Source organism: Microbacterium sp. MMO-35 (assembly GCF_037147555.1).
Lineage (GTDB): Bacteria > Actinomycetota > Actinomycetes > Actinomycetales > Microbacteriaceae > Microbacterium.
In genome coordinates this window covers 103,314-129,147 of record NZ_JBBCVH010000003.1, presented here as the reverse complement: position 1 = coordinate 129,147, position 25,834 = coordinate 103,314, and the positions used below count along the sequence as shown (strand labels likewise).

Sequence of the window (25,834 nt, the reverse complement as noted above, 5' to 3'; positions counted from 1 at the left end):
CCACGACGATGCCCCTCCCTGTCACCCCGCCCTCCGAGACCCCGCCCACCAATCCGCGGCTCGACGCCGTTCCGGCCTACAAGCAGGGACGCTCCGCCCCGGCCGGCGCCTCGAAGCTCTCCTCGAACGAGTCCCCGCACCCGCCGCTGCCCTCCGTGGTCTCGGCGGTCGCCGACCGGCTCGGAGCCCTCCACCGCTATCCGCAGATGGCGGCGCCCGAGATCATCGGCCGCCTCGCCGAGCGCTACCGGGTCGACCCCGCTCTCGTCACGGTCGGGGCCGGATCCGTCGAGCTGGCCTCCCAGCTCATCCACGCCGTGGCGGGCGAGGGCGATGAGGTCGTGTTCGCCTGGCGCTCCTTCGAGGCGTATCCGTCGCTCGTCCGCATCGCGGGTGCGACCCCGGTGATGGTCCCGCTGGACGCGGAGCACCGGCACGACCTCGACGCGATGCTCGCGGCGATCACCGACCGCACCCGCCTCGTCTTCATCTGCAACCCGAACAACCCCACCGGCACGGTCGTGGGCCCCGAGGAGCTCGAGCGCTTCGTGGCGGCGGTGCCGCGCGACGTGCTCGTCGTGATCGACGAGGCCTATGTGCACTTCGACGGCTCGGCGTACTTCGCCGATGCCCCCGGGGCGACGGATCCGGAGCGCGGTGCGGGCCTCGAGCTGTTCCGCCGCCACCCGCACGTCGCCGTGCTGCACACGTTCTCCAAGGCCTACGGGCTTGCAGGCCTGCGGATCGGCTACGCGATCGCGCCCGCCGCGATCGCCGCCGCGCAGCGCAAGGTCGCCGTGCCCTTCGGCGTCACCGACCTGGCGCAGGCCGCCGCCGTCGCCTCGCTCGACGCGCAGGACGAGCTCGCGGTGCGGATCGCCGAGGTCACCGCCGAGCGCGACCGCCTGCACGACGTGCTCGTCGACGCGGGCTGGCCCGCGGTGCGCTCCGAGGCGAACTTCGTGTGGGTTCCGGCGGGGGAGCGCTCCGCCGAGCTCGACGGCCTCCTGCACGACGGCGGCGTCGTCGCCCGCACGTTCCCGGGTGAGGGAGTGCGCATCTCGGCGGGATCCGCCCAGGACGTCGACCGCGTCGCGGCGGCCCTCGCCGCCTCGACGGACCCCGTTCACCCCACCGCTGCCGTTCGCGAGGAGGCGACCGCATGACCACCGAAGTCCCGCTGACCACGACCACGACCAAGGGCCTGCATCCCGGGCTCACCCGTCGGCAGATCTCGATGATGGGCCTCGGCGGCGCGATCGGCGCCGGCCTCTTCGTCGGCTCCGGCCAGGCGATCGGCATCGCCGGCCCCGCCGTGATCGTCTCCTACCTCGTCGCGGGCACGATCGTCGTGCTCGTGATGGCGATGCTCGCCGAGATGGTCGCCGCCAACCCGTCCTCGGGCGCGTTCAGCTCCTACGCGCAGAAGGCGATGGGCCGCAGCGTCGGCAGCGCGGTCGGCTGGCTGTACTGGATCCAGCTCGTCGTCGTGATCGCCGCGGAGGCGACCGGGGCCGCCGGCATCGTCGCGCACCGCTTCCCCGGCCTGCCCGAGTGGGCGTGGGTGCTGCTCTTCGTCCTCGCGCTCACGATCGTGAACCTGCTCGGGGTGCGCAACTACGGCCGGTTCGAGTTCTGGTTCGCGGCGATCAAGGTCGCCGCGATCATCGCGTTCCTCGTCGTCGGCGTGCTCGCGATCGTCGGACTGATCCCCGGCACCCCCGCGACCGGCGTGGGGAACCTCGTCGACCAGGGCGGCTTCGCGCCCACCGGCATCGCCGGGATCGCGGGCGCCCTGCTCATCGTGGTCTTCGCATTCGGCGGCACCGAGGTGGTCGCGATCGCGGCAGCCGAGTCGGACGACCCCGCGCGCAACATCAGCCGCATCGTGCGCCAGGTGATGGTGCGGATCCTGGTGTTCTACGTCGGATCCATCTTCGTGATCGTCGCGGTGCTGCCGTGGAACTCGAAGGAGGTGCTCGCCGGTCCGTTCTCCGCCGTGCTGGACACCCTGAGGATCCCGGGCGTCGGTCTCGTGATGGACCTCATCGTGATAGTGGCGCTGCTGTCGGCCATGAACGCCAACATCTACGGCGCCTCCCGGATGGCGTTCTCGCTGGGCGAGCGCGGTCTCGCCCCGCTCGCGCTCACCCGGACGAGCCTCGCCGGGGTGCCCCGCGTCGCCGTGCTGGCCTCGGTCGCGTTCAGCTTCGTCACGGTGATCCTGAACTGGATCTGGCCCGAGCAGGTGCTTCCCACCCTGCTGAACGTGGTGGGATCCACCCTGCTGGTGATGTGGACGGCGACGGCGGTCACGCAGCTGATCCTGCGCCGCCGCGCCGACGCCGAGGGCACCCCGCTGCCCATGCGCATGTGGGGTTTCCCGTGGCTCTCGATCGTCACCATCGTGCTGCTGGGCGCCGTGATCGTGCTCACCATGTTCGACGCCGGCGCGCGCACGCAGCTGCTGCTCACGATCGGCCTCACCGTGGTGCTGCTCGTGGTGGCGCGCCTCACGCGCGGCCTGTCCCGTCCCGGAGTGCTCAAGGACTCCGCCGACGAGGTGTTCCGGAGCTGACGATGCGCATCGATGCCCTCGACGCGGCCCTCATCCGGCTGCTCACCGACTCGCCGCAGCTGCCCGTGCTGGAGTGCGCGCGGCGGCTCGGCGTGGCGCGCGGCACCGTCACCAGCCGGCTCGCCCGGCTGCACGAGAACGGCGTGATCGAGGGCATCGTGCCGCGCATCGACCCGCGCGGGTTCGGATACGCCCTGACGGCGTTCTGCCAGGTCGAGATCGACCAGAAGGTCGGGCACGACGACGTCGCGGAGGCTCTGGCGTCGGCGATCCCCGAGGTCGTGGACATGTACACCGTCACCGGGGCGAGCGACATGCAGCTGCGCCTGGTCGCGCACAGCGCGGAGCAGCTGCAGGAGGTGCTGGACCGCATCGCGCTGGTGCCCGGGGTGGCCCGCACCGCCAGCTCGATCGCGATGCGCACGCACCTCAGCGGACGCGTGCTGCCGCTCGTGGAGCACGCCGCCCGCGGCTGACACCGCGCGGGCCGCTGGGGCGGGATCCGGCTCAGCCGCTGTTGCGCGGATGACGCCGGGCGGCCCGCTCGTTGCCGCGCCGGTAGTTCCCCGTGACCCGGGCCATGAGCAGCTGGGGATCCTGCGTCTGCACCTGGTCGAGGAACTCGGCGGCGCGACGGCCGCGCAGCGTGGTCGCGACCGCGCCGCGGTGCGTGATGACGACGTCCTCGCCGCGCACGACGTAGGTGAAGCCCGAAGGTGCCGGCATCGTCCTACTCGTCGTTCCCGGTCCAGCCCTTGCGGCGGAACCACCACCACATGATCGCCCCCGAGATCACCATGGATCCGATGCCGAGCAGGAAGAAGGACCACGGACCGGACAGCACGTGGGCGATCGACCAATCGAAGTTCATCCCGAAGAAGCCGGTGAGGAAGCTCAGCGGCAGGAAGATCGATGCGATGATCGCGAGCTGCTTCGAGGTCTCGCCCTGACGGTTCGCGACCATCGAGAGGTAGAGGTCGGTGCAGCCGGCGACCATGTCGTGGTAGCCGTCGAGCTCATCGGTGATGCGGATGAGGTGGTCGTAGATGTCGCGGAAGTAGTCGTGGCTGTCGGCCTCCAGACCCGCGAGATCCGTGATCACCTCGACCTGCCGGGCGAACAGGTCGCGCATCGGCACCACGGCGCGGCGCAGGGTGAGCAGCAGGCGCTTGAGGCCGAAGGTCTGCTGCAGCTCCTTGCGGCCGCCGCCCGCGACGATCGCGTCCTCGAGGGCGTTGATCTCCTCGTCCAGGTCGCTGAGCAGGGGGAAGTAGCTGTCCACGATCACGTCGATGATCTTGTAGACGTAGTACCGCTCGGTCTTCGGGCTGGTCGAGTTCTGCAGCAGGGTCCGCACCTGGCTCAGGTCGGTGAACCGGCCGCCGTGCACCGTGATGACGTAGTCGCCGGTGAGGTGGCAGTGCACCTCTTCCAGCGGATGGTCGTTCTCGTCCTCCGGGTGCGCCGCGATCGCGGCCTGCAGCACGAGCAGCGCCCCGTCCCCGTACACGTCCAGCTTGGGCCGCTGCCCCATCCTCTGGGTGTCCTCGATGGAGAGGGGATGCCAGCCCAGCGCCGTCCCGATCCGCTGGATCTCCTCGGCGGAGGGCGCGATCAGATCCAGCCAGAAGAACTCGTCCTGCGCGCGCAGCTGCGCGATGAGCTCCTCGTCGAACGTCTCCAGGATGCGCATGTCAGATCCAGGTGATCATCCAGTTGTGGGCCTGCCAGAACCACCACGGCACCGGCAGCCCGATCCACAGCGGATACCAGAAGGCGCTGACGAGCACGATCAGCACCACGATCACCAGGACGGTGCGCTGACCGGCCTGGCGGCGATGGCGAGGAGCGCTGCGTCTTCCGGCGATGTCGCGCAGCGCGAGCACCAGGGCGAGGATCAGGAACGGCGCCATCACCACCGTGTAGAACTGGAAGATCGTGCGCTCGGGGAACGCCAGCCACGGCAGATACGTGGCGGCGAGCCCGACCAGCGGGATCGCGTAGCTCCAGGGCATCGGGGAGCGCAGCACGAGGCCGCGCACGAAGCGCACCAGCAGGTATACCGCGGCGGCGACGCCGAGGTACCAGATGAGCGGGTTCGGGATCGACGTGATCGTGCCGATGCAGTGATCGGTGCCGAAGCAGGGGGCGTCCTGGCCGCCGACCCAGAATGCGGTGGGGCGGATGAGCAGCGGCCACTGCCACGCCGGGCTGGCGTACGGGTGCGAGGAGGTGAGCCCCACATGGAACGCCAGGATGTCCGAGTGGTACTTGAGCCAGGAGGCGAGCGCGCCGTCCGCCGCGTTGCGGTCGTAGCCGCCCGAGGTCAGGAACCATCCGCTCCAGGACGCGAGGTAGGTGGCGGCGGCCACCGGCACGAGCAGCAGGAAGCTCACCGGCCCCTGGCGCAGCACGGCATCGGTCGGCCACAGGGCGACGCCCGCGCGGCGTCGCGCCAGCGCGTCGGTGACGACGAGATAGATCCCCGCGGCGGCGAGGACGTAGGCGCCCGACCACTTCACGCTGGTCGCGGCGCCGAGCGCGAGTCCTGCCAGGACGACCCAGGGGCGGCCCCAGAACACCCGGCCCCACAGCGTCGGCGCGTCGCCGCGCTCGTGCGAGGTCCGGTCCTGCAGGCGGGGCATCACCCGCTGCCGGTCGTACACGAGGAAGAGGATCCCGAGCACGATGAAGAACGTCAGGATCCCGTCCAGCAGGCCGATCCGGCTCAGCACGATGCCGAGCCCGTCGACGGCCAGCAGGAGTCCGGCCAGGGTGGCCGCGACGACGGAGCGGGTCAGCGCCTTGGCGAGCAGGTACACGACGAGCACCGTCAGCGTGCCGATGATCGCCGTGGAGATGCGCCAGCCGAAGCTGGATCCGGGGCCGAAGGCGGCGATGCCCAGCGCGATCAGCCACTTGCCGAGCGGCGGGTGCACCACGAAGGAGCCCGCGGTCTGCAGGGTGCTCGTGTCGCCGGACGCGAACAGCTCGTTCGCCTTGTCGCCCCAGGTGCCCTCGTAGCCCTGCACCCACAGCGACCAGGCGTCCTTGACGTAGTACGTCTCGTCGAAGACGATCGCGTGCGGATGCCCGATCCCCGTGATCCGCAGCACCGCGGCGAGCAGCGTGACGAGGGCCGGGGCGAGCCAGCTCACCAGCCGCAGCCTCGCCGGATCCCCGAGCCACGCGTCGCGCAGGCGCTCCCAGCCGGTGGGACGGTCGTCGTGCCGTTCCTCGAGGGGCGGCAGCAGGGGCGCGGTCACCCGCTCAGCCTATGCTGGGGCGGGTGATCATCCTCGCGGCCACTCCGATCGGAAATCTCGGCGACGCGTCCCGGCGCCTGGTCGAGGTGCTGGAGGGCGCCACGATCATCGCCGCGGAGGACACCCGCACCACGCAGCGGCTGCTGCAGGCCCTCGGCATCGCGAACCGGCCGAGGCTCATCGCGCTGCACGACCACAACGAGAAGGCCAAGGCCGCGGAGCTCGCCGAGCTCGCCGCCTCCGAGGACATCGTGGTGCTCAGCGATGCGGGCATGCCGACCGTGAGCGACCCCGGGTACGGGCTGGTCGCCGCGGCCGCCGCGCGGGGCGTCACCGTCACCGCGATCCCGGGGCCGAGCGCGGTCGTGACGGCCCTCGCCGTGTCGGGGCTGCCCACCGACCGGTTCACGTTCGAGGGGTTCCTGCCGCGCAAGCCGGGGGAGCGCCGCTCCGCACTCGCGGCGCTCGCGACCGAGCCCCGCACGATGGTGTTCTTCGAGTCGCCGTCGCGCCTGGCCGCGACCCTGGACGACATGGCTACGGCCTTCGGTGCGGACCGCCGCGCCGCCGTGTGCCGCGAGCTCACGAAGCTGTTCGAAGAGGTGCGTCGCGGCGGTGCGGCCGAGCTGGCCGCCTGGGCGGCCGAGGGCGTGAAGGGCGAGATCGTCGTCGTCGTGGAGGGCGCCGCGCCCCGCGTCGTCTCGCCGGAGGACGCGCTGTCCCAGGTGCAGGCGCTGGTGGCCTCGGGGGTGCGGCTGAAGGACGCCTGCGCCGAGGTCGCCGCCGCCACGGGACTCGGATCCCGCGATCTGTACCAGGCGGCGCTCGCCGCCCGCAGCGCCTGACCCCTCCGACGCCGTGCCTCCGGCGCCGGCCGCGCGCCCGCTGCGCTGTCGAGCGCACGCCGTGCCGTCGAGCGCACGGGTCTTCCGCGCGGAGTTCCCGTGCACTCGACAGGATCCGGTGCCTTCGAGGAGCACCGGATCCTGTCGTCGCGTCACTGCCGCGGGTCGGGGACGGCGGGATCGGCGGGCGGTCGGAAGATCGGCGGCACAGGCACGCTGATCGTCGGCGGCAGCGTCAGCGCGGAGGGGGTGAGTGCGGGTCGCATCGCCGTCACCCGTTCTCGTCGCGCGCGGGCGTGGTCGCCGGCGGTGCGGTGTCGACGACCGTGACGGACATCGCGGTCAGGACCGTCTGCTCCTCGCCTGCCGCCACCGCGCCCGCGGGGAAGAACCGGCGTTCTCCGATGACCTGGCCCGTGCCGGGGTCGATGATGATCTCCTGGCGCTCGCCCGAGCGCTGCGGCTCGTCACGCCCGATCGCCACGCCGACCCGCCCGTCGAGGTTCGCCACGCCGTCGGTCGACGTGGTGCCCGGGATCAGCGCGAGCGCCTCGAAGAGACGCGCGCGCACGGGAGCCGGCACCGGGTAGGTGCGCAGCAGATCCGTGATCCGCACGAAGTCGTCCTCGTCCCGGCTCGCCGAGCCGCCCTGGTACTGCGCGTCGAAGTAGGCGAGGGTCTCGGCGCCGGATCCGATCGGGATCGCGCTCAGGTCCTGCGAGGCCCAGGGGCTGCCGTAGAACCGGCCCTCCGGGGCGTGGATCGTCTCCGCGACGAACGCGCCGTCTCCGGTCTGGCCGTGCTCCCAGTCCCGGTACAGCGCCCATTCGGCACCCGGATCGGAGGGGATGTAGACGTCGACGTTCTGGATGTTCGACGGCAGCCTCGTGACCGTCTGGTCGGACGTGCCCTGGTAGCTGGCCCAGTCGGCGCGGGTGTGGAACTTCAGGTACTGCCCCGGTCCCGCCTCGGGATCGCTGTAGGTGATCGCCTCGGCGGCGGCCTGGCGCAGCACGATCGCCGCGGCGCTCGCCGATTGCGGATGCGGCGGGGCGAGCACGCCGCCCACGACGACGGCCGCGGCGACGGCGGCCGCGGCGGTGAGGCCGACGGCGGCCCAGCGCACCGGGTGCCGGCGGCGCGGCGCGCGGGATGCGGAGGTCTTCTCGGCCGCGCGCATCGCGGTCTCGAGCTTCCGGTACGCAGGAGCGAGCCGGGCCGCGTCGGGCTCGGCGACGTCGTCACGCAGTCTGCGGAGCAAGGTCAGGTCGTCCATTTTCACCCTCCTCAGGTGTGGAGCGGAGCAGGCGCCGGGCGCGGTTGAGTCTCGACTTCACCGTGCCGACGGGGATGTGCAGGGCCTCGGCGATCTCGTCGTACGAGAGCTCGGCCCAGGCGAACAGCAGCAGGCAGTCGCGGTCCCCGGCGGAGAGCCGGCGGATCCGCCCGGCGAGACGTCCGACCGCGAGCTGCGCGTCCAGCGCCTCGTCGGGGTGGTGCGTCGTCACCGGCGATGGCGCGCTGCGTTCCATCGCCTTCAGCACCCGCGCGGTGGCGATGCGATGGCGGTGGATGAGGTTCGTCGCGATGCCGAACAGCCAGGGTCGGGCATCCTCCCGTGCGGGATCGAACCGGGCGCGGCGCTGGAACGCGATCAGGAAGGTCTCGCTCGTGACGTCGTCGGCGACGGCGTCACCGGCCCGTCGGGCCGCATAGCGATGCACTGCTCCTGCGTAGCGGTGGAAGATCTCGCCGAAGGCCGACGGATCCGTCACCGACCTCGCGATCACCGTGTTGTCGTTGTTCACATCCTGTATTCCTCGGAGGAGTCGTTCGTGTTCACGATTCTTCCGGGTGGGGCCTCCTCGGCGTCCTCGACGGCGCGCCGCGGGCCGTGGATCCGGGTCGAAGGGAAGGCTGGGAGGATGCGGGACGAGCAGGTGGCGGCGGCCTACGACGCGCGGGCGGCCGAGTACATCGCGCTGATCGGGAGCATCGAGCAGCTGGAGGACGCCGATGTGGCGCTCATCGCGCGCTGGCGGGACGAGACCCCCGGACAGCTCCTCGACGCCGGCTGCGGGCCGGGCCTGTGGACCGCGTTCCTCGCGGAGAGCGGACGGGACGTGATCGGGGCGGACGTCTCCGCCGAGTTCCTCGCCGCGGCGCGTGCCGCGCATCCCGGCCTGCGTTTCGAGGCGGCGTCGATCTGCGACCTGCCGTACCTCGACGGCGCCTTCGGAGGGATCCTCGCCTGGTACTCGCTGATCCACGCGGAGCCCGAGGAGCTGCCGGGGATGCTCGCCGAACTGGCGCGGGTGACGGCCCCCGGAGGCCGGATCCTCATCGGCTTCTTCGACGGCGCACCGGGCGAGGAGTTCGCCCACGCCGTCGCACCCGCCCGCTACTGGTCGGCGCAGGCCCTTGCCGCGCTGCTCGGCGACGCGGGGCTCGACGTCGTGCACGCCGAACGACGGGAGCGAGAGCCGGGCGCCGCGGGCAGCGTCCGACCGCACGGGGCCGTGATCGCCGAACGCCGTTGAAGACGGGGTCGAGACAGGGCCTGGGCCCCTGGCAGGGGGTTCCGCCGCGCGGAGGGGCGTGCGCGCCGCTCGGAGATGTGCGATTGCTTCGGACGAAACGGGTGAATCCGTCCGATCGAAGCGCACATCTCCGCGCGAGGCGCCCGCCGGGCTCGGACGGGATCCGCGGATCCCGTCCGAAGATCGCGTCCTTCTCCGAGCGAAGCGTCCGCCGTCGTCATCGTCCGAACCGCGCCCCGCATCCCGCCTAGAATCGAACGCATGCCCGCAGGCGAGTCCTTCTACATCACCACGCCGATCTACTACCCCTCCGACGTGCCCCACATCGGGCACGGCTACACCAGCGTCGCCGTGGACACCCTCGCGCGCTGGCACCGCCAGTCGGGTGACGACACCTGGATGCTCACCGGCACCGACGAGCACGGCCAGAAGATGCTGCGTGCGGCGGCCGCGAACGGCGTGACCCCGCAGGAGTGGGTGGACAAGCTCGTCAGCGAGAGCTGGTTCCCGCTGCTGAAGACCCTCGACGTCGCCAACGACGACTTCATCCGCACCACCCAGGAGCGGCACGAGACCAACGTGCAGGTGTTCTTCCAGAAGCTCTACGACGCGGGCTACATCTACGCGGGCGAGTACGAGGCGCTGTACTGCGTGGGCTGCGAGGAGTTCAAGCCCGAGTCCGAGATCGTCGACGGCACCGGTCCCTTCGAGGGCCTCAAGGTCTGCGCGATCCACTCCAAGCCGCTCGAGCTGCTGCAGGAGAAGAACTACTTCTTCAAGCTCAGCGAGTTCCAGGACCGCCTGCTCGAGCTCTACAAGACCGAGCCCGACTTCGTGCGCCCCGACTCGGCGCGCAACGAGGTCGTCTCGTTCGTCTCGCAGGGACTCAAGGACCTCTCCATCTCGCGTTCCACGTTCGACTGGGGCATCCCGCTGCCGTGGGACACCTCGCACGTCATCTACGTGTGGGTCGACGCGCTCCTCAACTACGCGACCGCCGTCGGCTACGGCTCCGACGAGGAGACCTTCGCGCGCCGCTGGCCGGCGTACCACGTGGTGGGCAAGGACATCCTGCGCTTCCACGCGGTGATCTGGCCGGCCATGCTCATGGCGGCGGGCCTCGAGGTGCCCAAGGGCGTGTTCGCGCACGGCTGGCTGCTCGTGGGCGGCGAGAAGATGTCGAAGTCGAAGCTCACCGGCATCGCGCCGACCGAGATCACCGACGTCTTCGGATCCGACGCCTACCGGTTCTACTTCCTCTCCGCGATCGCGTTCGGGCAGGACGGATCCTTCTCCTGGGAGGACCTCTCGGCCCGCTACCAGGCCGAGCTCGCGAACGGGTTCGGCAACCTCGCCTCGCGCACGATCGCGATGATCGAGCGCTACTTCGACGGCGTCGTGCCGGCGGCGGGGGAGTACACCCCGCAGGATCTCGCGGTGCAGGAGCTCGTGGCGAAGGCCGCGGTCGACGCGGACGCCGCCGTCGAGCGGTTCCGCATCGACGAGGCGATCGCCGATGTGTGGACGATCGTCGACGCGCTCAACGGCTACATCACCGAGAACGAGCCGTGGGCGCTCGCCAAGGACGAGGAGCAGCGCGACCGCCTCGGGACCGTGCTGTACACCTGCGCCGAGGGGCTGCGTGCGCTCGCGGTCCTGCTGTCGCCGGTGATGCCGCAGTCGACCGCGAAGCTCTGGGACGCCCTGGGTGCGGAGAGCGGCCTCGGCGCGCTCACCGCGCAGCCGCTGCGCGACGCCGGGCGCTGGGGGCAGCTGCCGGCGGGGATCCGCGTGCAGGCGCTCGCACCGCTCTTCCCGCGCATCGAGGCCACGGCCTGACCGCATGAGCGAGACCCCGGACACCTACGTGCGCGAGCGGGCGACCGAGGGGCGCAAGGACCTGCGCTACCCCGAGGCGCCCGAGCCGCTCGCGGTGCCGGTGTACGACAACCACTGCCACCTCGAGATCGCCGACGGCGACGTGGGCCTGTCGCTCACCGAGCAGCTGGACCGGGCTGAGGCCGTCGGGATCGCCGGCGTCGTGCAGGCCTCCGGCGACATCGAGTCGTCGCGCTGGGCCGTCGATGCCGCCGAGTCGGATCCGCGCGTGCTCGCCGCCGTCGCGATCCACCCGAACGACGCTCCCGCCTACGCCGACGCCGGACTCCTGGACGAGGCGCTCGCGGTGATCGACGGTCTCGCCGCCCGCCCGCGCACCCGGGCGATCGGCGAGACCGGGCTGGACTACTTCCGCACCGAGGAGCCGGGGCGCGCCGCCCAGCACGCCTCGTTCGAGGCGCACATCGCGCTCGCGAAGAAGCACGGGATCGCGATGCAGATCCACGACCGCGACGCCCACGACGACGTGCTGGAGACCCTGGGCCGCGTCGGCGCCCCGGAGCGCACGGTGTTCCACTGCTTCTCGGGCGACGAGGCGATGGCGCGGGTCTGCGCCGATGCCGGGTACTACCTCTCCTTCGCCGGGAACGTGACGTTCAAGAACGCGCAGAACCTGCGCGACGCGCTGGCCGTCACGCCGCGGGAGCGGATCCTCGTCGAGACCGATGCGCCGTTCCTGACGCCGGTGCCGCTGCGGGGGCGCCCGAACGCGCCTTACCTGATCACGATCACGCTGCGCTTCCTGGCGGCCGAACTCGGCGTCGACGTCGACGAGCTCGCCGCGCAGATCGCCGCGAACACGCTCGAGGTCTACGGCTCGTTCGCCTGAACCTCGTCGAGCACGGGACGCGCGGAGACGATCTGCGAGATCGGCCGCCAGACGAACAGCAGGGTGAGCGCCGCTCCGGCGAAGGCGAACCACCACGGCGCGGTGAGCCCCCACGCCTGCGCGAGCACCCCGCCGAGCGCCTGGCCGATGACCATCCCGCCGAACACCCCGACGGAGTTCACCGACGACACCCGGCCCTGCAGCTCATGCGGCACGAGCCGCTGCCGCACCGTGGTCGAGATCGTGCCCCAGACGAACGCGTAGAAGCCGAACACGAACATGATGATCAGGGCGATCCAGCCCTGGGTGGTCAGGGCGAACGCGAGGTGCATGACGACCTCGAGCGAGAGGCAGACGCGCATCATGGTGGCGAACGACACGTGCCGCTCCAGCCAGCCGAAGCTCATCGTCGCGAGCAGTCCGCCGGCGGCCGACGCGGTCGTGAGCATGCCGTAGCCGATCGCCCCCATGCGCAGATGCTCGGTCGCGTAGAGCACGAGCACGCCCCAGGGTGCCGCCCAGGTCACGTTGAACAGCAGGATGATCACCACGAGCATCCGCACCGGAGGGTTCCGCCACAGCCAGCGCAGGCCCTCGGCGATGTCGGTGTGCACCTTCGCGGGGCGCGGATCCGCAGCGGCCGTCGTCGAGCCGCCCGCGTCGCGCGGAGGCACCGGAGTCCGCGCGATCCGGGAGATCAGCACGACCGCCAGGCTGACGCACACGGCCTCGAGCAGGAACGGCCACGCGTGGCCCGCGGCGAACAGGAACGCGCCGAGCGGAGGACCGGCGAACTGGTTCGCGACGAGGAACCCCGCCTGCAGGCGGGCGTTGCCGAGCCCGAGGTCCACCGGCTTCAGGAGCATCGGCAGCAGTGTGGATCCCGCGGTGTCGACGAACACCTCCGCGGTGCCGTAGAGGAACGCGGAGGCCAGCACGATCCAGATGTTCGCCACGCCGGTCACGAGGAACGCGCACAGCGCGAGCAGCACGAGCGCGCGCGCACCGTTCGCCACCATGACCAGCCGGCGGCGGTCGAAGCGGTCGGCGATCGCGCCCGCGTGCAGCCCGAACACCAGCCACGGCAGGAACTGCAGGATCGCGCCGGCCGCCACGAGGATCGGCGACGAGGTCATCGACGCGATCAACAGGGGAGCGGCCGCCAGCGCCACGCCGTCGCCGACGTTGCTGGTCCAGCTCGAGGCGAGCAGCCAGCGGAAGTCGGTGCCCAGGCGGCGCGGCGCGACGACTTCACCGATCCAGGACATCCGAGAAGACTATCGACGGTAGGGGACAATGGTCAGATGACCGTCTCCCTGCTCGGCGCCGCCGATATCCGCCGGCTCGCCGCCGAACTCGATGTGACGCCCACCAAGAAGCTCGGCCAGAACTTCGTCGTCGATGCGAACACCGTGCGCAAGATCGTCCAGGCCGCCGCCGTGCAGCCGTCGGAGCGGGTCGTGGAGATCGGCCCGGGTCTCGGATCGCTGACCCTGGCGATCCTCGAGACGGGCGCGAGCGTCACCGCGGTGGAGATCGACCACCGCCTCGCCGCGCGCCTGCCGCAGACCGCGCTCGACCGCGGCGTGCCGGAGGGGGCGCTGACCGTCGTGGACGCCGACGCGATGCGGGTGACGGAGCTGCCGGGCGAGCCGGCCGTGCTCGTCGCGAACCTGCCCTACAATGTCTCGGTGCCGGTGCTGCTGCACTTCCTCGAGACCTTCCCCTACCTCCAGCGCGGCGTCGTCATGGTGCAGGCCGAGGTCGCGGAGCGGCTGGCGGCGAAGCCCGGCTCAAAGATCTACGGAGCCCCGAGCGTCAAGGCCGCCTGGTACGGGCCGTGGAAGCTCAGCGGCACGGTGTCGCGACAGGTGTTCTGGCCGGTGCCGAACGTCGACAGCCTGCTCGTCGGGTTCCATCGGGATCCGCAGCCGCGCGGATCCGACCAGGAGCGTCTGCGCACGTTCGCGATCGTGGACGCCGCGTTCAACCAGCGGCGCAAGATGCTGCGTCAGGCGCTGTCCGGGATCTTCGGCAGTTCCGCCGAGGCCTCCGCCGTGCTCGAATCGGCCGGCGTCGCGCCGACGGCGCGGGGTGAGGATCTCACCGTGGACGACTATCACCGCATCGCGCGGGTCGCGCCGAAGGCCTGAGCGGATCGAGCCCGGATCCATTTCCCCCGAAGTTGTGCCCTCTCGGGTTTCGGGTTCCCGAGAGGGCACATTCACTTCACTTGGAGGTACCTTCACGTCGACCGAGTCCCCAGATCCCGGTCGACTTCCTCAGCTGAGGTCTCGACAATAACACCGGATCACCTTGTCCCCCAAATGGGGGACAAGGACAAATGCTGAGAGTTTGCCGTGAATGGGCGCGGCGCGGCGGGGAGCGGGCGCCGTACCCGCGTCTCGAGGGTGTGCAGCCAGGCGATCACGGAGCCGAAGGCGAGCGCCTCGAACACCGTGAGCGTGATGACCCCGGCGACCAGGGCCGTCATGCCGACGGCGAGCACGATCGTCGCTCCGACGGCGAGGCGGTCGAGCGTGCGGGACGCCCCGCGCAGGTGCAGGCGATGCATGAGGAGCAGCCCCGCGGAGGAGGCGAGGGCGCCGTTGGCGGCGCGCTCATGCGCGAACACGTTGTAGGAGAGCGGCAGGACGCCGACGAGCGCGAGGCTGAGGCCGAGCCCGACGATGAGCAGCGGCACGACCGTCGAAACAGCCGCATTCGCGCCGATTCCCGCGAGGGATCCGCTCTTGAGGCCGCGACGGACCGGCACGGCGGCGAGGGCGATCACCGCACCCGCGAGCACCATCCCGAGGTTGAAGTACGCGCTGGAGTCGTCCTGCATCGCGCCGAGCCTGCTGAAGCAGGAGAGCCACCACCGGGGGTCGGCGGTGGTCAGCGCGGCTGCGGGAATGCATACGCAGAGCACTCCCGCGGCCAGGAGCACGAGGGGGGTACGCCGAGGCCAGTGCATGACGGATCCTGTCGCCGCACGCTCGGGCGAATGCACTTTTCGGGTGGAGATCCGCACTGGGGGCGAGCGTGATCGGACGCGGATCGGGCTCGGTCCGCGGTTGGCCGATCATCCTAGCGAGTCTGCGAGATATCGGCGAGCGCCGCCCGGGGCCCCGGCCCGCCCGAACCGTGGAAAGAGAGCCGGGGAATCGGGTGCGACGAGGCGCAGCGCCGCTAACCTGGGACGGTGACCGAGCCGCGCTTCCGCCCAGACGTCCTCGACATCCATCGCCCCCACACCGCCGCCGCGGACCGCTATGAGGGGGCCCATTTCCGGCAGGTCGGGTCGTCCGGCCTCTTCCTGCCGGCGATCTCGCTCGGGCTGTGGTGGAACTTCGGCGACAACATCCCGATGGACGATCAGCGCGCCCTCCTGCGGCACGCGTTCGACCGGGGGATCACACACTTCGACCTGGCGAACAACTACGGCCCGCCGTACGGCTCCGCGGAGAAGAACTTCGGGCGGATCTTCGCCGAGGACCTGCGGCCCTACCGTGACGAACTGATCATCTCGTCGAAGGCGGGCTGGGACATGTGGCCGGGGCCGTACGGAGACCTCGGCAGCCGCAAGTACATCCTGGCCAGCGCCGAGCAGTCGCTGACCCGGATGGGGCTGGACTACGTCGACATCTTCTATTCGCACCGGGTGGATCCGGAGACGCCCATCGAGGAGACCATCGGCGCGCTGGACACTCTCGTCCGGCAGGGCAAGGCGCTGTACGTCGGCATCTCGTCCTACAGCGCGGAGCGCACGGAGGCCGCGGCGGACATCGCCCGCGAGCTCGGCACGCCCCTCGTGATCCATCAGCCCTCGTACTCGATCCTGAACCGCTGGGTGGAGGACGGTCTCACCGAGACGCTCCGCGAGGAGGGGATGGGGGCGATCGCGTTCACACCGCTCGCGCAGGGGCTGCTCACCGGCAAGTACCTCGACGACGGCACCGCCGAGCGCGCCCAGAAGCGCGGCTCCCTGCCGGACCGCCCGCTCAGCGACGAGGGCCTCGGGGTCCTGCGCGCGCTGAACGACCTCGCCCGGGAGCGCGGTCAGAGTCTCGCCCAGCTGGCCCTGCAGTGGGTGCTGCGCGACGGCGTCGTGGCCTCGGCGCTCATCGGCGCCTCGCGGCCCGCGCAGCTCGACGAGAACCTCGGGGCGCTCGACGCGCCCGAGCTCACGGCCGAGGAGCTCGCGCGCATCGATCGGGTGGCCGGCGCGGGTCTCGATGTGAACCTGTGGTCGGTCTCCTCGGAGCTCTGAGGCGATGAGCATCGCGGAGGAGGCGCCGGACGACCAGCCCGTGCGCCGGGTGCACGTGCGGGCTCCGGGGAAGGTCAACCTCTTCCTCGGCGTGGGAGACCTCGACGACGACGGCTATCACGAGCTGTCCACGGTCTTCCAGGCGGTGTCCCTCTCCGAGGACGTCATCGCGACGCCCGCCGACGACTTCACGATCAGCGTGTCGGGCGTCGCGGATCCGTCCACGGTCCCGCTCGACGACCGCAACCTCGCGATGCGCGCGGCGAAGCTCCTCGCCGCGGCCACGGGGTACGCGGGGGGAGCGCACCTGGACGTGCGCAAGAGCGTGCCGGTCGCCGGGGGGATGGGCGGCGGATCCGCCGATGCCGCGGCCGCCCTCGTCGCCTGCAACGAGCTGTGGCGCACGGGGCTCGACCACGGTCGCCTGCAGGAGCTCGGAGCCAGGCTCGGCGCCGATGTGCCCTTCTCGCTCCTGGGCGGCACCGCCGTCGGCTCAGGGCGCGGCGATGTGCTGACCCCCGCGCTCTCCCGTGGCCGGTACGAGTGGGTGCTGCTTCTCGACGACGAGGGGCTGTCCACTCCCGCGGTGTACCGGGCTTTCGACCTGGTGATGGCGGAGGACCGGCAGAGCGATGCGGAGCGCCACGCCGAGCGGCGCCGGCTGGACCCCGTGCAGGTGCCTCCGTCCTTCTTCGAGTCGCTCCTCTCGGGGGAGGCGTTCGAGCTCGGGCAGAGCCTGCGCAACCAGCTGGAGGCGGGATCCTTCCGGCTGCGTCCGCAATTGGAGGAGACCATCGACAGGGTGATCGGCGGAGGCGGCGGGCCGGTCGTCGGCGGGATCGTGTCGGGGTCCGGGCCGACCCTCGCGTTCCTCTGCGAGACGGCCGAGGGGGCGGACGCCACCGCCGAGATGCTCCGCGGCTGGGGGCGCACGGCGCTGCGGGCGCACGGGCCGGTGCGCGGCGCGCACGTCGTCTCGATCGAGTCCTGAGCCGATCCGCCGTCTCGCGCCCGACGGATCGGGTCCGTGCGTGCGCGTCGGCGGCTTGGCCTCCATAATGGACTCATCCATGTGACCGTGCACATCGAGGAGGCTCTGCATGTCGACCTCCTCCGAGCGTGCCCGGATGCCCAGCATCCGCGACGTGGCACGCCTGGCCGGGGTGTCGCACCAGACCGTCTCGCGGGTGCTCAACGACCACCCCAGCATCCGCCCCGAGACGAAGGAGCGGGTGCTCGACGCGATCCGCGTGCTGGACTACCGGCCGAACGTGGCGGCGCGCGCGCTCGCCACGAGCCGGTCGAACATCCTGGGCGTGCTCTCGGCGACCACCGGCGAGTTCGGCCCGACGTCCTCGATCGCGGCGATCGAGGACGCGGCGCGGGCCGAGGGCTACTCGGTCAGCACGCTCAACCTGCCCGACACCACCCCGGAGGCGATCGGCGCCGCGGTGCGGCAGCTCGTCGGCGAGTCCGTCGACGGCATCGTGGTGCTCGCGCCGCAGGTGCGGGTGTTCAACGTGCTGCGGGGAATGGCGGTGACGGTGCCGTTCGTCAGCCTGCAGACCGCCTCCGGCTCGGACGGCTTCAGCCATTCCGCGGATCAGCTCGCCGGCGCGCGCATGATCACCGAGTACCTCATCCGGCTCGGGCACAGCGACATCCTGCACCTGGCGGGCCCGCAGGACTGGATCGAGGCCGAGTCGCGCATGCGCGGGTACCTGGATGCGATGCGCGACGCCGATCTGCCCACCATCCCGCCCATCCGCGGCGACTGGACCGCCGACTTCGGCTACTTCGCCGGTCAGGAGCTCGCGCGGCGCCGTGACTTCACCGCCGTGTTCGCCGCCAACGACCTGATGGCGATCGGCCTGATGCACGGCTTCCGCGACGCGGGGCTGCGGGTGCCGATCGATGTGAGCGTCGTGGGCTTCGACGACATCCCGGTGGCGGCGCATGTCGCGCCGCCGCTGACCACCGTGCACCAGGACTTCGCCGAGCTCGGCCGGCGGGCGGTGCGGATCCTGCTGGCGCAGCTGCGGGGGGACGCGGCGCCGGAGTTCGGGCCGGTCGTGCCGGTGCTGTGCGGACGCGAGTCCGCCGCGTCACGGTAAGGACACGAAATCGGCGTCGGCACTTGACACTGCCGAAGCGCGCAAGGCACCATGTAACCCGATGTGAACGGTAACATTGACCGGAACATCATCGGACCTGGTATCGAAGGAGATCCGTGAGCGAGACGACGGCGTTGCCCACCGTGGCGGGACCGATCCTCGAGATGCGCAGCATCACGAAGGAGTTCCCGGGCGTGAAAGCCCTCTCCGATGTGTCCATCACCGTCCGCACCGGCGAGGTGCACGCCATCTGCGGCGAGAACGGCGCGGGCAAGTCGACCCTGATGAAGGTGCTGTCCGGGGTCTACCCCTACGGCACGTACGACGGCGAGATCCTGCTCTACGGGCAGGAGCAGCGCTTCCGGGACATCGCCGCCAGCGAACATGCCGGAATCGTGATCATCCACCAGGAGCTCGCGCTGATCCCCGAGCTCTCGATCACCGAGAACATCTTCCTCGGCAATGAGATCCGCCGCGGCGCCCGCATCGACTGGACCGCGCAGAAGCAGCGCACGGTCGAGCTCCTCGCCCGCGTCGGCCTCAAGGAGGATCCCGACGTCGCGATCAAGCACCTCGGCGTCGGCAAGCAGCAGCTCATCGAGATCGCCAAGGCGCTCAACAAGGACGTCAAGCTGCTGATCCTCGACGAGCCCACCGCGGCGCTCAACGAGAACGACTCGCAGCACCTGCTCGACCTGATTCTCGGCCTCAAAGCCAAGGGGATCACGTCGATCATCATCAGCCACAAGCTCAACGAGATCGAGCAGATCGCCGACGAGATCACGATCATCCGCGACGGCCGCACGGTCGAGACGCTCGACGTCGGCCGCGGCGAGATCAACGAGGACCGCATCATCCGCGGCATGGTCGGCCGCTCGCTGGAGAGCCGCTACCCCGACCGCACCCCCGAGATCGGCGACGTGTTCTTCGAGGTCAAGGACTGGTGGGTGCGCCACCCCTCGGTCTCCGAGCGCATGGTCGTGAAGGGATCCAGCATCGAGGTGCGCCGCGGGGAGGTCGTCGGCATCGCCGGCCTCATGGGGGCAGGGCGCACCGAGTTCGCGATGAGCATCTTCGGCCGCTCCTACGGGCAGTTCCTCTCCGGCACGATCGTCAAGGACGGCCAGGAGATCGCGCTGCCCGACGTGCGCAGCGCGATCCGGCACGGCCTCGCCTACGTGAGCGAGGACCGCAAGGTGCTCGGTCTCAACCTGCTGGACACCATCAAGCGCTCGATCGTCTCGGCGAAGCTCTCCAAGATCTCCCGCAACGGCGTCGTCAACGACATCGAGGAGGCGCAGGTGGCCGAGCGATACCGGAAGTCCCTGCGCATCAAGACGCCGACGGTCGACCAGGGCGTGGGCACGCTCTCGGGCGGGAACCAGCAGAAGGTCGTGCTGGCCAAGTGGATGTTCACGGATCCGGATCTGCTGATCCTGGACGAGCCGACCCGCGGCATCGACGTCGGCGCCAAGTACGAGATCTACGGCATCATCAACGAGCTCGCGGCGCAGGGCAAGGGCGTCATCGTGATCTCCAGCGAGCTGCCCGAGCTGCTCGGCATGTCCGACCGCATCTACACCGTGTTCGAGGGACGCGTCACCGACTGCCTCCCCGCATCCGAAGCAACCCCGGAGGCGCTCATGCGCAGCATGACCTCCCTTACTCAGAAGGCGTCCGCATGAGCACCACGACCACGCCCGCACCGCAGGTACCCGCGCCCGAGCCGGGCTTCCGCTTCCGCGATCTCGGCAAGATGATGGGCGGCGGCCAGTCCACCGGACGTCAGTTCGGCATCCTCGGATCACTGATCGTCATCATCCTGATCTTCCAGGTCTGGACCGGAGGTCTGACGCTGTCGTCGGGCAACCTGATCAACGTCGTCAGCCAGTACTCCTACATCCTGATCCTGGCCATCGGCATGGTGATGGTCATCATCATGGGCCACATCGACCTCTCGGTCGGCTCGGTGGCGGCGTTCGTCGGCATCGTCGTGGCCCAGTCCATGGCGAACTGGCACTTCCCGTGGTGGGCGGCGATCCTGCTCGGCCTCGCCCTCGGCGCGCTCGTCGGCGCCTGGCAGGGCTTCTGGGTCGCGTTCGTGCGGGTGCCCGCGTTCATCGTCACCCTCGCCGGCATGCTCTTCTTCCGAGGCGCCAACCAGGCGGTCGGGCAGTCGACGTCGGTGGCGGTTCCGGCCGACTTCCAGTTCATCGGCGCGGGCTACCTTCCCGAGCTCGCCGTGCCGCTCAACTTCAACGTGCTGACGATGCTGCTCGCGGTCCTGGCCGCGGCATGGGTCGTGTTCTTCGAGTTCCGCATGCGCGCCTCGCAGCGCAAGGCCGGCACCGAGAGCGCCCCGCTCTGGGTGAGCGTGGTGAAGATCGTGGTCCTCGCCGCGCTCATCCTCGCGGCCGGCTGGCTGTTCGCCAACGGACGGCCGGGCACGAGCTTCCCGATCTCGGGGCTCATCCTGCTGGTGCTCGTCATCGTCTACACGTTCGTCACCAACAACACCGTCTTCGGCCGCCACATCTACGCGGTCGGCGGCAACCGCCAGGCGGCTCGCCTCAGCGGCGTGAAGGACCGGTGGACCGACTTCTTCGTCATGATGAACATGTCGGTGCTCGCCTCGGTCGCGGCGATGATCTACGTCGCCCGCGCCACGGCCTCCGGTCCTCAGGACGGCAACGGCTGGGAGCTCGACGCGATCGCGGCCGTGTTCATCGGCGGCGCGGCCGTCTCCGGAGGCATCGGCACCGTGATCGGCTCGATCATCGGTGGTCTGGTCATGGCCTTCCTCAACAACGGCATGGCGCTGCTCGGCGCGGGCGCCGACACGGTCGCGATGGTGAAGGGACTCGTGCTGCTCGGGGCCGTCGCCGTCGACGTCTGGAACAAGCAGCAGGGCCGGCCGTCCATCACCGGATTCATCACCCGACGGTTCTCCCGCGCGGAGGAGCCGTTCCCCACCACCGCTGGCGGCACTGCGAGCGGAAAGTAAGAAGAGGTCCGGGCCGCTCGCGCGGCGCGATCCTGCATTCACCTGAGATGCAACACCAAGAGAGAAAGAGATCCCAATGAAGAAGATCCTCCTTTCGGCGACAGCGCTCGTCGTCGCGGGTGCCTTCGCCCTGACCGGCTGCTCGTCCGAGCGTGGCGGAACCCCCGCCGCGAGCGGCGACAGCACGGCCAAGGGCTTCGCAGCCGACGCGAAGATCGGTGTCGCCCTGCCGGACAAGACCAGTGAGAACTGGGTGCTGGCGGGCAAGCTGTTCACCGACGGGCTGACCAAGGCGGGCTTCAAGCCCGACGTGCAGTACGCGCCGGCCAGCAACACGGTCGCCGAGCAGCAGAACCAGATCCAGGCGATGGTCACCGGTGGTGCGAAGGTCATCATCATCGGCGCCAAGGACGGCAAGCAGCTGTCCACCCAGGTCAAGGCGGCGCACGACGCCGGTGCGACCGTCATCGCCTACGACCGCCTGATCGAGAACACCGACGCGGTCGACTACTACGTCGCGTTCGACAACTTCAAGGTCGGCCAGCTGCAGGGCCAGGCCCTGCTCGACGGTCTCGCCAAGCGCGCGGGCCACCCGGCGCCGTACAACATCGAGCTGTTCTCCGGATCCGCGGACGACGCGAACTCGGCGGTCTTCTTCAAGGGCGCCATGGACGTGCTCGAGCCGAAGATCAAGGACGGCACGCTCAAGGTGGTCTCCGGCCAGACCGAGATCACCCAGACGGCGACCGACGGCTGGAAGGCCGAGAACGCGCAGCGCCGCATGGACGCCCTGCTCACGGCGAACTACAGCTCCGCCACGATCGACGGCGTGCTGAGCCCGAACGACACCCTGGCCCGCGCCATCATCACCTCGGTGCAGCAGGCCGGCAAGCCGGTTCCGGTCGTCACCGGCCAGGACTCCGAGGTCGAGTCCGTCAAGTCGATCATGGAGGGCGTGCAGTACTCCACGATCAACAAGGACACCACGCTGCTCGTCGCCCAGGCGATCAAGATGACCGAGCAGCTGCAGAAGGGCGAGAAGGTCGACGTCAACGACACCAAGTCGTACAACAACGGCGTCAAGGTCGTCCCGTCCTACCTGCTCGCTCCGGTCATCGTGACCAAGGAGAACGCGGCGGAGGCGTACGCCAACGTCCCGAACCTCCTCGAGATCGTCAAGTCGTACAAGTAACACCCGCATCGCGAAGGGCCGCGCGGACAGCACCGCGCGGCCCTTCGTCGTACCCGGCCCGAGGGGCGGAGGATCAGGCCGTTCCGCGGCGGTCGGCGACGGCCTGCGCACGCAGGCGCCGTCGTGCGGCGGCCGCCGTGCTGCGCGCGGTGCGCACGGCGCGCAGCACGGCCGCGCGCGGGCGGGCGGAGACGCCCCAGCGCCAGTCGTGCGCGTCGCCGAACGCGACGAGCTCGATGTCGTTCGGCTCCTCCGAGGCCAGGAGCGCGACCGAGTACTCGGCGCGCCTCGCCAGATACGGCTCGCGCCGGAAGACCGTCGGCAGGAACGGCTCGAGCCGGCCGGCGATGTCCAGCGTCAGCATGGTCCGCATGCACTTCCAGCAGCGCGAGCAGTTGGTCGTGCGTCCCGGATCCGCGTCCACGCAGACATCGAGATACCTCGCGTACGGCGTGCCGGCGAGGGCGAGGGTCCGATCGATGCGGGAGAGGCCGGAGCTCGTCGACTCCAGCGTCAGCGCAGGGGTCGACAGCATCGGGAAGGTCATCGCGCCGGCGAGGCCGATGTCGCCGTGCGGAGGGGGCATCCGCACGTTCCGGTAGGCGCCCTCCGAGGCATGGTAGGAGCGCCCCATCCCGCCGCCGAGCAGATGCGCCGCGGCCGCGTTGCGGAAGGTCACGGTCTCCATGAAGCCCATCTGCGGATAGTGCGCGTCGAGATTGCTGTCGACGCGGAGGAAGGGCAGCCCGAGCTCCGCGGCCAGCGGTGCCAGCGCCCGCCAGCGCGCCTCCCAGAGCGCGTCGTTGCGGTCGCCGTGGGCGCCGACGTTGTTGTTGAGCAGGTGGGTGATGCGCATGCCGGCCGGGATGTCCGAGGCGAGCGCGTACTCCGCGAGCGTCGCGAAGCTGTCGACGCCGCCGGAGAAGCCGGTCACGACGCCGGGTGCCGGCGCACCCGAGGCGACGGTGCCGTCGGCGGTCACGGGGATGCGACGGTACTCCGCGTGCACCGCGCGCACGAGCGCCTGCAGATCGTGGTTCAGCCGGTGCAGGAGCACATCCGTGACGGATCCTCCGACGTGCAGCGCGCGCCCGTAGCGCATGGCGGGCAGCAGCAGGGCGACGGCCACGTGGTCCGCACGATCGCCGAGCAGGTCTGCGTGCTCCTCCGGCACCGAGAACCACAGCGGTGCGGCTCCCGCGACCTCGGCGACCGAGCGCACGTTCCCGCTCCCGTCGCGCGATCGCCGCGGCGGCGCGGCGACCAGCGCCGCGGCGGAGTCGAGGACCATGTCGAAAGGATAGCGAGCCGCACCGGGCGCAGGGCAGCGGCGTCGTGCGCGCGGGCGGTGCTTCATCATCAGCGCCGCGAGGGCAGCTCTGACTAGACTGGGCGGCGGATCGACGTCGCTCCACCCACCCACTCACCTCTTGAACAAGGAGCACCCTGTGGCACTGATCGAGGCTGTAGGCGCACGCGAGATTCTCGACTCCCGTGGCAACCCGACCGTCGAGGTGGAGGTGCTCCTCGACGACGGCATCGTGCAGCGCGCCGCCGTCCCCTCCGGTGCGTCCACCGGTGCGTTCGAGGCGTACGAGCTGCGCGACGGCGACAAGAGCCGCTACGGCGGCAAGGGCGTGCTCAAGGCCGTCGAGGCGGTCATCGACGAGCTCGGCCCGGCGATCGAAGGCGTCGAGGCCAGCGAGCAGCGCATCATCGACGAGATCCTCATCGAGGTCGACGGCACCGACAACAAGAGCCGGGTCGGCGCGAACGCGATCCTCGGCGTCAGCCTCGCGGTCGCCAAGGCCGCCGCGGACTCCGCCGATCTGCCGCTGTTCCGCTACCTGGGCGGCCCGAACGCGCACCTGCTGCCCGTTCCGCTGTTCAACGTCATCAACGGCGGTTCGCACGCCGACAACGGCATCGACATGCAGGAGTTCTTCCTCGCCCCGATCGGTGCGGACAGCTTCTCCGAGGCGCTGCGCTGGGGCACCGAGGTCTACCACGTGCTCAAGGGAGAGCTGAAGGCGGCGGGCTTCGCCACCGGCCTCGGCGACGAGGGCGGCTTCGCCCCCGACCTGCCCAGCAACCGCGAGGGCCTCGAGTTCCTGGTCAAGGCGATCGAGAAGGCCGACTTCACGCCGGGCACCGACATCGCCCTGGGCCTCGACGCCGCCGCCACGGAGTTCTTCAACGACGGCGTGTACCGCCTCGATGACAAGGACTGGGACGCGGCGTCGCTCACCGACTACTACGTGAGCCTGGTGAAGGACTTCCCGATCGTCACGATCGAGGACGCTCTCGCCGAGGACGACTGGGACGGCTGGAAGGCGCTCACCGAGAAGCTCGGCTCGCAGATCCAGCTCGTCGGCGACGACCTGTTCGTCACCAACCCGGAGCGTCTGCAGAAGGGCATCGACCTGGGCGTCGCCAACTCGCTGCTCGTCAAGGTCAACCAGATCGGCACGCTGTCCGAGACCCTCGACGCGATCAGCCTCGCGCATCGCTCGGGCTACACCACGATGCTCTCGCATCGCTCGGGGGAGACCGAGGACACCACGATCGCCGACCTCGTCGTCGCCGTGAACTCGGGCCAGATCAAGAGCGGCGCGCCCGCTCGGTCGGAGCGCGTCGCGAAGTACAATCAGCTTCTGCGCATCGAGGAGGAGCTGGGTGACGCCGCGGTGTTCGCCGGGCGTTCCGCCTTCCCGCGTTTCAAGGGCTGATCAGCACATCTGCTGACACGCTCTGTCAACCGGCTGACGGTGGAGGAGGAGTCATGACCGAACGGCGGACTCCTCCTTCGTCGTCTCCGAGAGCGACCGCCGCGCCGCGTCAGGCCGGCGCCCGCACCGTGGACGTGCGGGGCTGGGTCGGCGGCATCCGGCTCAGCGGGTTCATGGTGATCATGCTCTCCCTCGTCGTGCTGGGAGCCTGGGTCCTGGTGCCGACGCTGGGCACCTACCTCGACCAGAGGCAGCGGATCGCGGCGCTCGAGCACTCCGTGACGGTCACTCAGAAGCAGATCGACGATCTCAAGGCCGAGCGGGCGCGCTGGAACGACCCCGCGTACATCACCGCGCAGGCGCGTCAGCGGCTCTTCTACGTCAAGCCGGGAGAGGTCGTCTACCTCATCGACAACGACATCGACCCCGCGGCTCGTCCCGTCGAGCAGGCGAAGGTCAGCGACACCGTGCAGGAGAAGTCCTCCGACTGGGCGGGCCAGCTGCTGCGCAGCGTGACCGAGGCCGGGCTCGCCAAGACCGCGACCGGCTCGACCGGCGGCTGAGG

General features: G+C 70.4%; 24 protein-coding genes. 16 read left to right on the top strand and 8 right to left on the bottom strand.

Features of this window, described 5'->3' with window-relative positions; translation table 11 throughout:
• Positions 1–8: 8 nt before the first annotated feature.
• Genes WFJ01_RS07470 through WFJ01_RS07460 form a run of 3 tightly spaced genes read left to right on the top strand, consistent with a single transcriptional unit; the run spans position 9 to position 3,054 of the window.
• Positions 9–1,166, top strand: coding sequence for a histidinol-phosphate transaminase (locus tag WFJ01_RS07470; protein ID WP_336628686.1), 1,158 nt, complete (start codon positions 9–11; stop codon positions 1,164–1,166).
• Positions 1,163–2,578 (top strand): amino acid permease, encoded by a 1,416-nt coding sequence (locus WFJ01_RS07465; protein ID WP_251446715.1) that lies wholly within the window; start codon positions 1,163–1,165, stop codon positions 2,576–2,578. The genes WFJ01_RS07470 and WFJ01_RS07465 overlap by 4 nt, the downstream gene beginning before the upstream one ends.
• Before the next feature lie 2 nt (positions 2,579–2,580).
• Positions 2,581–3,054 (top strand): Lrp/AsnC family transcriptional regulator, encoded by a 474-nt coding sequence (locus WFJ01_RS07460; RefSeq protein WP_251446718.1) that lies wholly within the window; start codon positions 2,581–2,583, stop codon positions 3,052–3,054.
• A gap of 31 nt (positions 3,055–3,085) precedes the next feature.
• On the opposite strand, the gene WFJ01_RS07455 is transcribed toward WFJ01_RS07460, so the two are convergent.
• From WFJ01_RS07455 to WFJ01_RS07445, 3 genes are read right to left on the bottom strand one after another with little or no spacing between them, the layout of a single operon-like run.
• A complete protein-coding gene (locus WFJ01_RS07455) occupies positions 3,086–3,304 on the bottom strand; it encodes a hypothetical protein (protein ID WP_336628685.1) in 219 nt (72 codons plus the stop codon).
• A gap of 4 nt (positions 3,305–3,308) precedes the next feature.
• The gene (locus tag WFJ01_RS07450; RefSeq protein ID WP_336628684.1) at positions 3,309–4,271 is read right to left on the bottom strand and encodes a magnesium transporter CorA family protein; all 963 of its coding nucleotides are present in this window, start codon (positions 4,269–4,271) and stop codon (positions 3,309–3,311) included.
• Between the two features lies 1 nt (position 4,272).
• Positions 4,273–5,844 carry a dolichyl-phosphate-mannose--protein mannosyltransferase gene (locus tag WFJ01_RS07445; protein WP_336628683.1) on the bottom strand — a complete coding sequence of 524 codons (1,572 nt, stop codon included), beginning with the start codon at positions 5,842–5,844 and terminating at the stop codon, positions 4,273–4,275.
• Between the two features lie 23 nt (positions 5,845–5,867).
• Here WFJ01_RS07445 and rsmI point away from each other — a divergent pair, with 23 nt between their 5' ends.
• The gene (rsmI, locus tag WFJ01_RS07440) at positions 5,868–6,689 is read left to right on the top strand and encodes a 16S rRNA (cytidine(1402)-2'-O)-methyltransferase (RefSeq protein ID WP_251446732.1); all 822 of its coding nucleotides are present in this window, start codon (positions 5,868–5,870) and stop codon (positions 6,687–6,689) included.
• A 271-nt stretch (positions 6,690–6,960) separates the two neighbouring features.
• On the opposite strand, the gene WFJ01_RS07435 is transcribed toward rsmI, so the two are convergent.
• Together WFJ01_RS07435 and WFJ01_RS07430 are read right to left on the bottom strand one after the other, a co-directional pair.
• Positions 6,961–7,965: a CU044_5270 family protein gene (locus WFJ01_RS07435; RefSeq protein ID WP_251446735.1), complete on the bottom strand. Its 1,005-nt coding sequence runs from the start codon at positions 7,963–7,965 to the stop codon at positions 6,961–6,963.
• Positions 7,931–8,497, bottom strand: coding sequence for an RNA polymerase sigma factor (locus WFJ01_RS07430; protein ID WP_251446738.1), 567 nt, complete (start codon positions 8,495–8,497; stop codon positions 7,931–7,933). The genes WFJ01_RS07435 and WFJ01_RS07430 overlap by 35 nt, the downstream gene beginning before the upstream one ends.
• A gap of 117 nt (positions 8,498–8,614) precedes the next feature.
• Here WFJ01_RS07430 and WFJ01_RS07425 point away from each other — a divergent pair, with 117 nt between their 5' ends.
• The 3 genes from WFJ01_RS07425 to WFJ01_RS07415 all read left to right on the top strand — a co-directional run bounded on the left by WFJ01_RS07425 (position 8,615) and on the right by WFJ01_RS07415 (position 11,957).
• Complete coding sequence (locus WFJ01_RS07425) at positions 8,615–9,229, top strand: class I SAM-dependent methyltransferase (protein WP_336628682.1); 615 nt, start codon at positions 8,615–8,617, stop codon at positions 9,227–9,229.
• Positions 9,230–9,490: 261 nt separating this feature from the next.
• The gene (gene metG, locus WFJ01_RS07420) at positions 9,491–11,068 is read left to right on the top strand and encodes a methionine--tRNA ligase (RefSeq protein WP_336628681.1); all 1,578 of its coding nucleotides are present in this window, start codon (positions 9,491–9,493) and stop codon (positions 11,066–11,068) included.
• A gap of 4 nt (positions 11,069–11,072) precedes the next feature.
• On the top strand, positions 11,073–11,957 hold the full coding sequence (locus WFJ01_RS07415) for a TatD family hydrolase (RefSeq protein WP_336628680.1): 885 nt from the start codon (positions 11,073–11,075) through the stop codon (positions 11,955–11,957).
• Here the strand turns inward: WFJ01_RS07415 and WFJ01_RS07410 are convergent.
• Positions 11,939–13,225 (bottom strand): MFS transporter, encoded by a 1,287-nt coding sequence (locus tag WFJ01_RS07410; protein ID WP_292884488.1) that lies wholly within the window; start codon positions 13,223–13,225, stop codon positions 11,939–11,941. The genes WFJ01_RS07415 and WFJ01_RS07410 overlap by 19 nt on opposite strands.
• A 36-nt stretch (positions 13,226–13,261) precedes the next feature.
• On the opposite strand from WFJ01_RS07410, the gene rsmA reads away from it, so the two are divergent.
• Complete coding sequence (rsmA, locus tag WFJ01_RS07405; protein ID WP_292884490.1) at positions 13,262–14,110, top strand: 16S rRNA (adenine(1518)-N(6)/adenine(1519)-N(6))-dimethyltransferase RsmA; 849 nt, start codon at positions 13,262–13,264, stop codon at positions 14,108–14,110.
• A gap of 158 nt (positions 14,111–14,268) precedes the next feature.
• Here rsmA and WFJ01_RS07400 read toward each other — a convergent pair whose 3' ends face one another.
• Positions 14,269–14,934, bottom strand: a complete 666-nt coding sequence (locus tag WFJ01_RS07400; RefSeq protein WP_336628679.1) for a DUF998 domain-containing protein — start codon at positions 14,932–14,934, stop codon at positions 14,269–14,271.
• A 228-nt stretch (positions 14,935–15,162) separates the two neighbouring features.
• On the opposite strand from WFJ01_RS07400, the gene mgrA reads away from it, so the two are divergent.
• The 6 genes from mgrA (at position 15,163) to WFJ01_RS07370 (ending at position 22,540) form a co-directional block, all read left to right on the top strand.
• Positions 15,163–16,230 (top strand): L-glyceraldehyde 3-phosphate reductase, encoded by a 1,068-nt coding sequence (gene mgrA, locus WFJ01_RS07395; RefSeq protein ID WP_308220712.1) that lies wholly within the window; start codon positions 15,163–15,165, stop codon positions 16,228–16,230.
• Positions 16,231–16,234: 4 nt separating this feature from the next.
• Positions 16,235–17,221, top strand: coding sequence for a 4-(cytidine 5'-diphospho)-2-C-methyl-D-erythritol kinase (locus WFJ01_RS07390; protein WP_336628678.1), 987 nt, complete (start codon positions 16,235–16,237; stop codon positions 17,219–17,221).
• Positions 17,222–17,330: 109 nt separating this feature from the next.
• Complete coding sequence (locus tag WFJ01_RS07385; protein ID WP_251446761.1) at positions 17,331–18,344, top strand: LacI family DNA-binding transcriptional regulator; 1,014 nt, start codon at positions 17,331–17,333, stop codon at positions 18,342–18,344.
• A gap of 164 nt (positions 18,345–18,508) precedes the next feature.
• Positions 18,509–20,029 carry a multiple monosaccharide ABC transporter ATP-binding protein gene (gene mmsA / locus WFJ01_RS07380; RefSeq protein ID WP_295034242.1) on the top strand — a complete coding sequence of 507 codons (1,521 nt, stop codon included), beginning with the start codon at positions 18,509–18,511 and terminating at the stop codon, positions 20,027–20,029.
• Positions 20,026–21,348 (top strand): multiple monosaccharide ABC transporter permease, encoded by a 1,323-nt coding sequence (gene mmsB, locus WFJ01_RS07375; protein WP_336628677.1) that lies wholly within the window; start codon positions 20,026–20,028, stop codon positions 21,346–21,348. The genes mmsA and mmsB overlap by 4 nt, the downstream gene beginning before the upstream one ends.
• Before the next feature lie 76 nt (positions 21,349–21,424).
• The gene (locus tag WFJ01_RS07370; protein WP_251446768.1) at positions 21,425–22,540 is read left to right on the top strand and encodes a substrate-binding domain-containing protein; all 1,116 of its coding nucleotides are present in this window, start codon (positions 21,425–21,427) and stop codon (positions 22,538–22,540) included.
• A gap of 73 nt (positions 22,541–22,613) precedes the next feature.
• Here WFJ01_RS07370 and WFJ01_RS07365 read toward each other — a convergent pair whose 3' ends face one another.
• On the bottom strand, positions 22,614–23,831 hold the full coding sequence (locus WFJ01_RS07365) for a hypothetical protein (protein ID WP_336628676.1): 1,218 nt from the start codon (positions 23,829–23,831) through the stop codon (positions 22,614–22,616).
• 157 nt (positions 23,832–23,988) lie between these two features.
• Here WFJ01_RS07365 and eno point away from each other — a divergent pair, with 157 nt between their 5' ends.
• Entirely contained in the window at positions 23,989–25,269 is a 1,281-nt protein-coding gene (gene eno / locus WFJ01_RS07360) for a phosphopyruvate hydratase (RefSeq protein WP_336628675.1), read from the top strand.
• Positions 25,270–25,322: 53 nt separating this feature from the next.
• Positions 25,323–25,832, top strand: coding sequence for an FtsB family cell division protein (locus WFJ01_RS07355; protein ID WP_336628674.1), 510 nt, complete (start codon positions 25,323–25,325; stop codon positions 25,830–25,832).
• Positions 25,833–25,834: the final 2 nt, after the last annotated feature.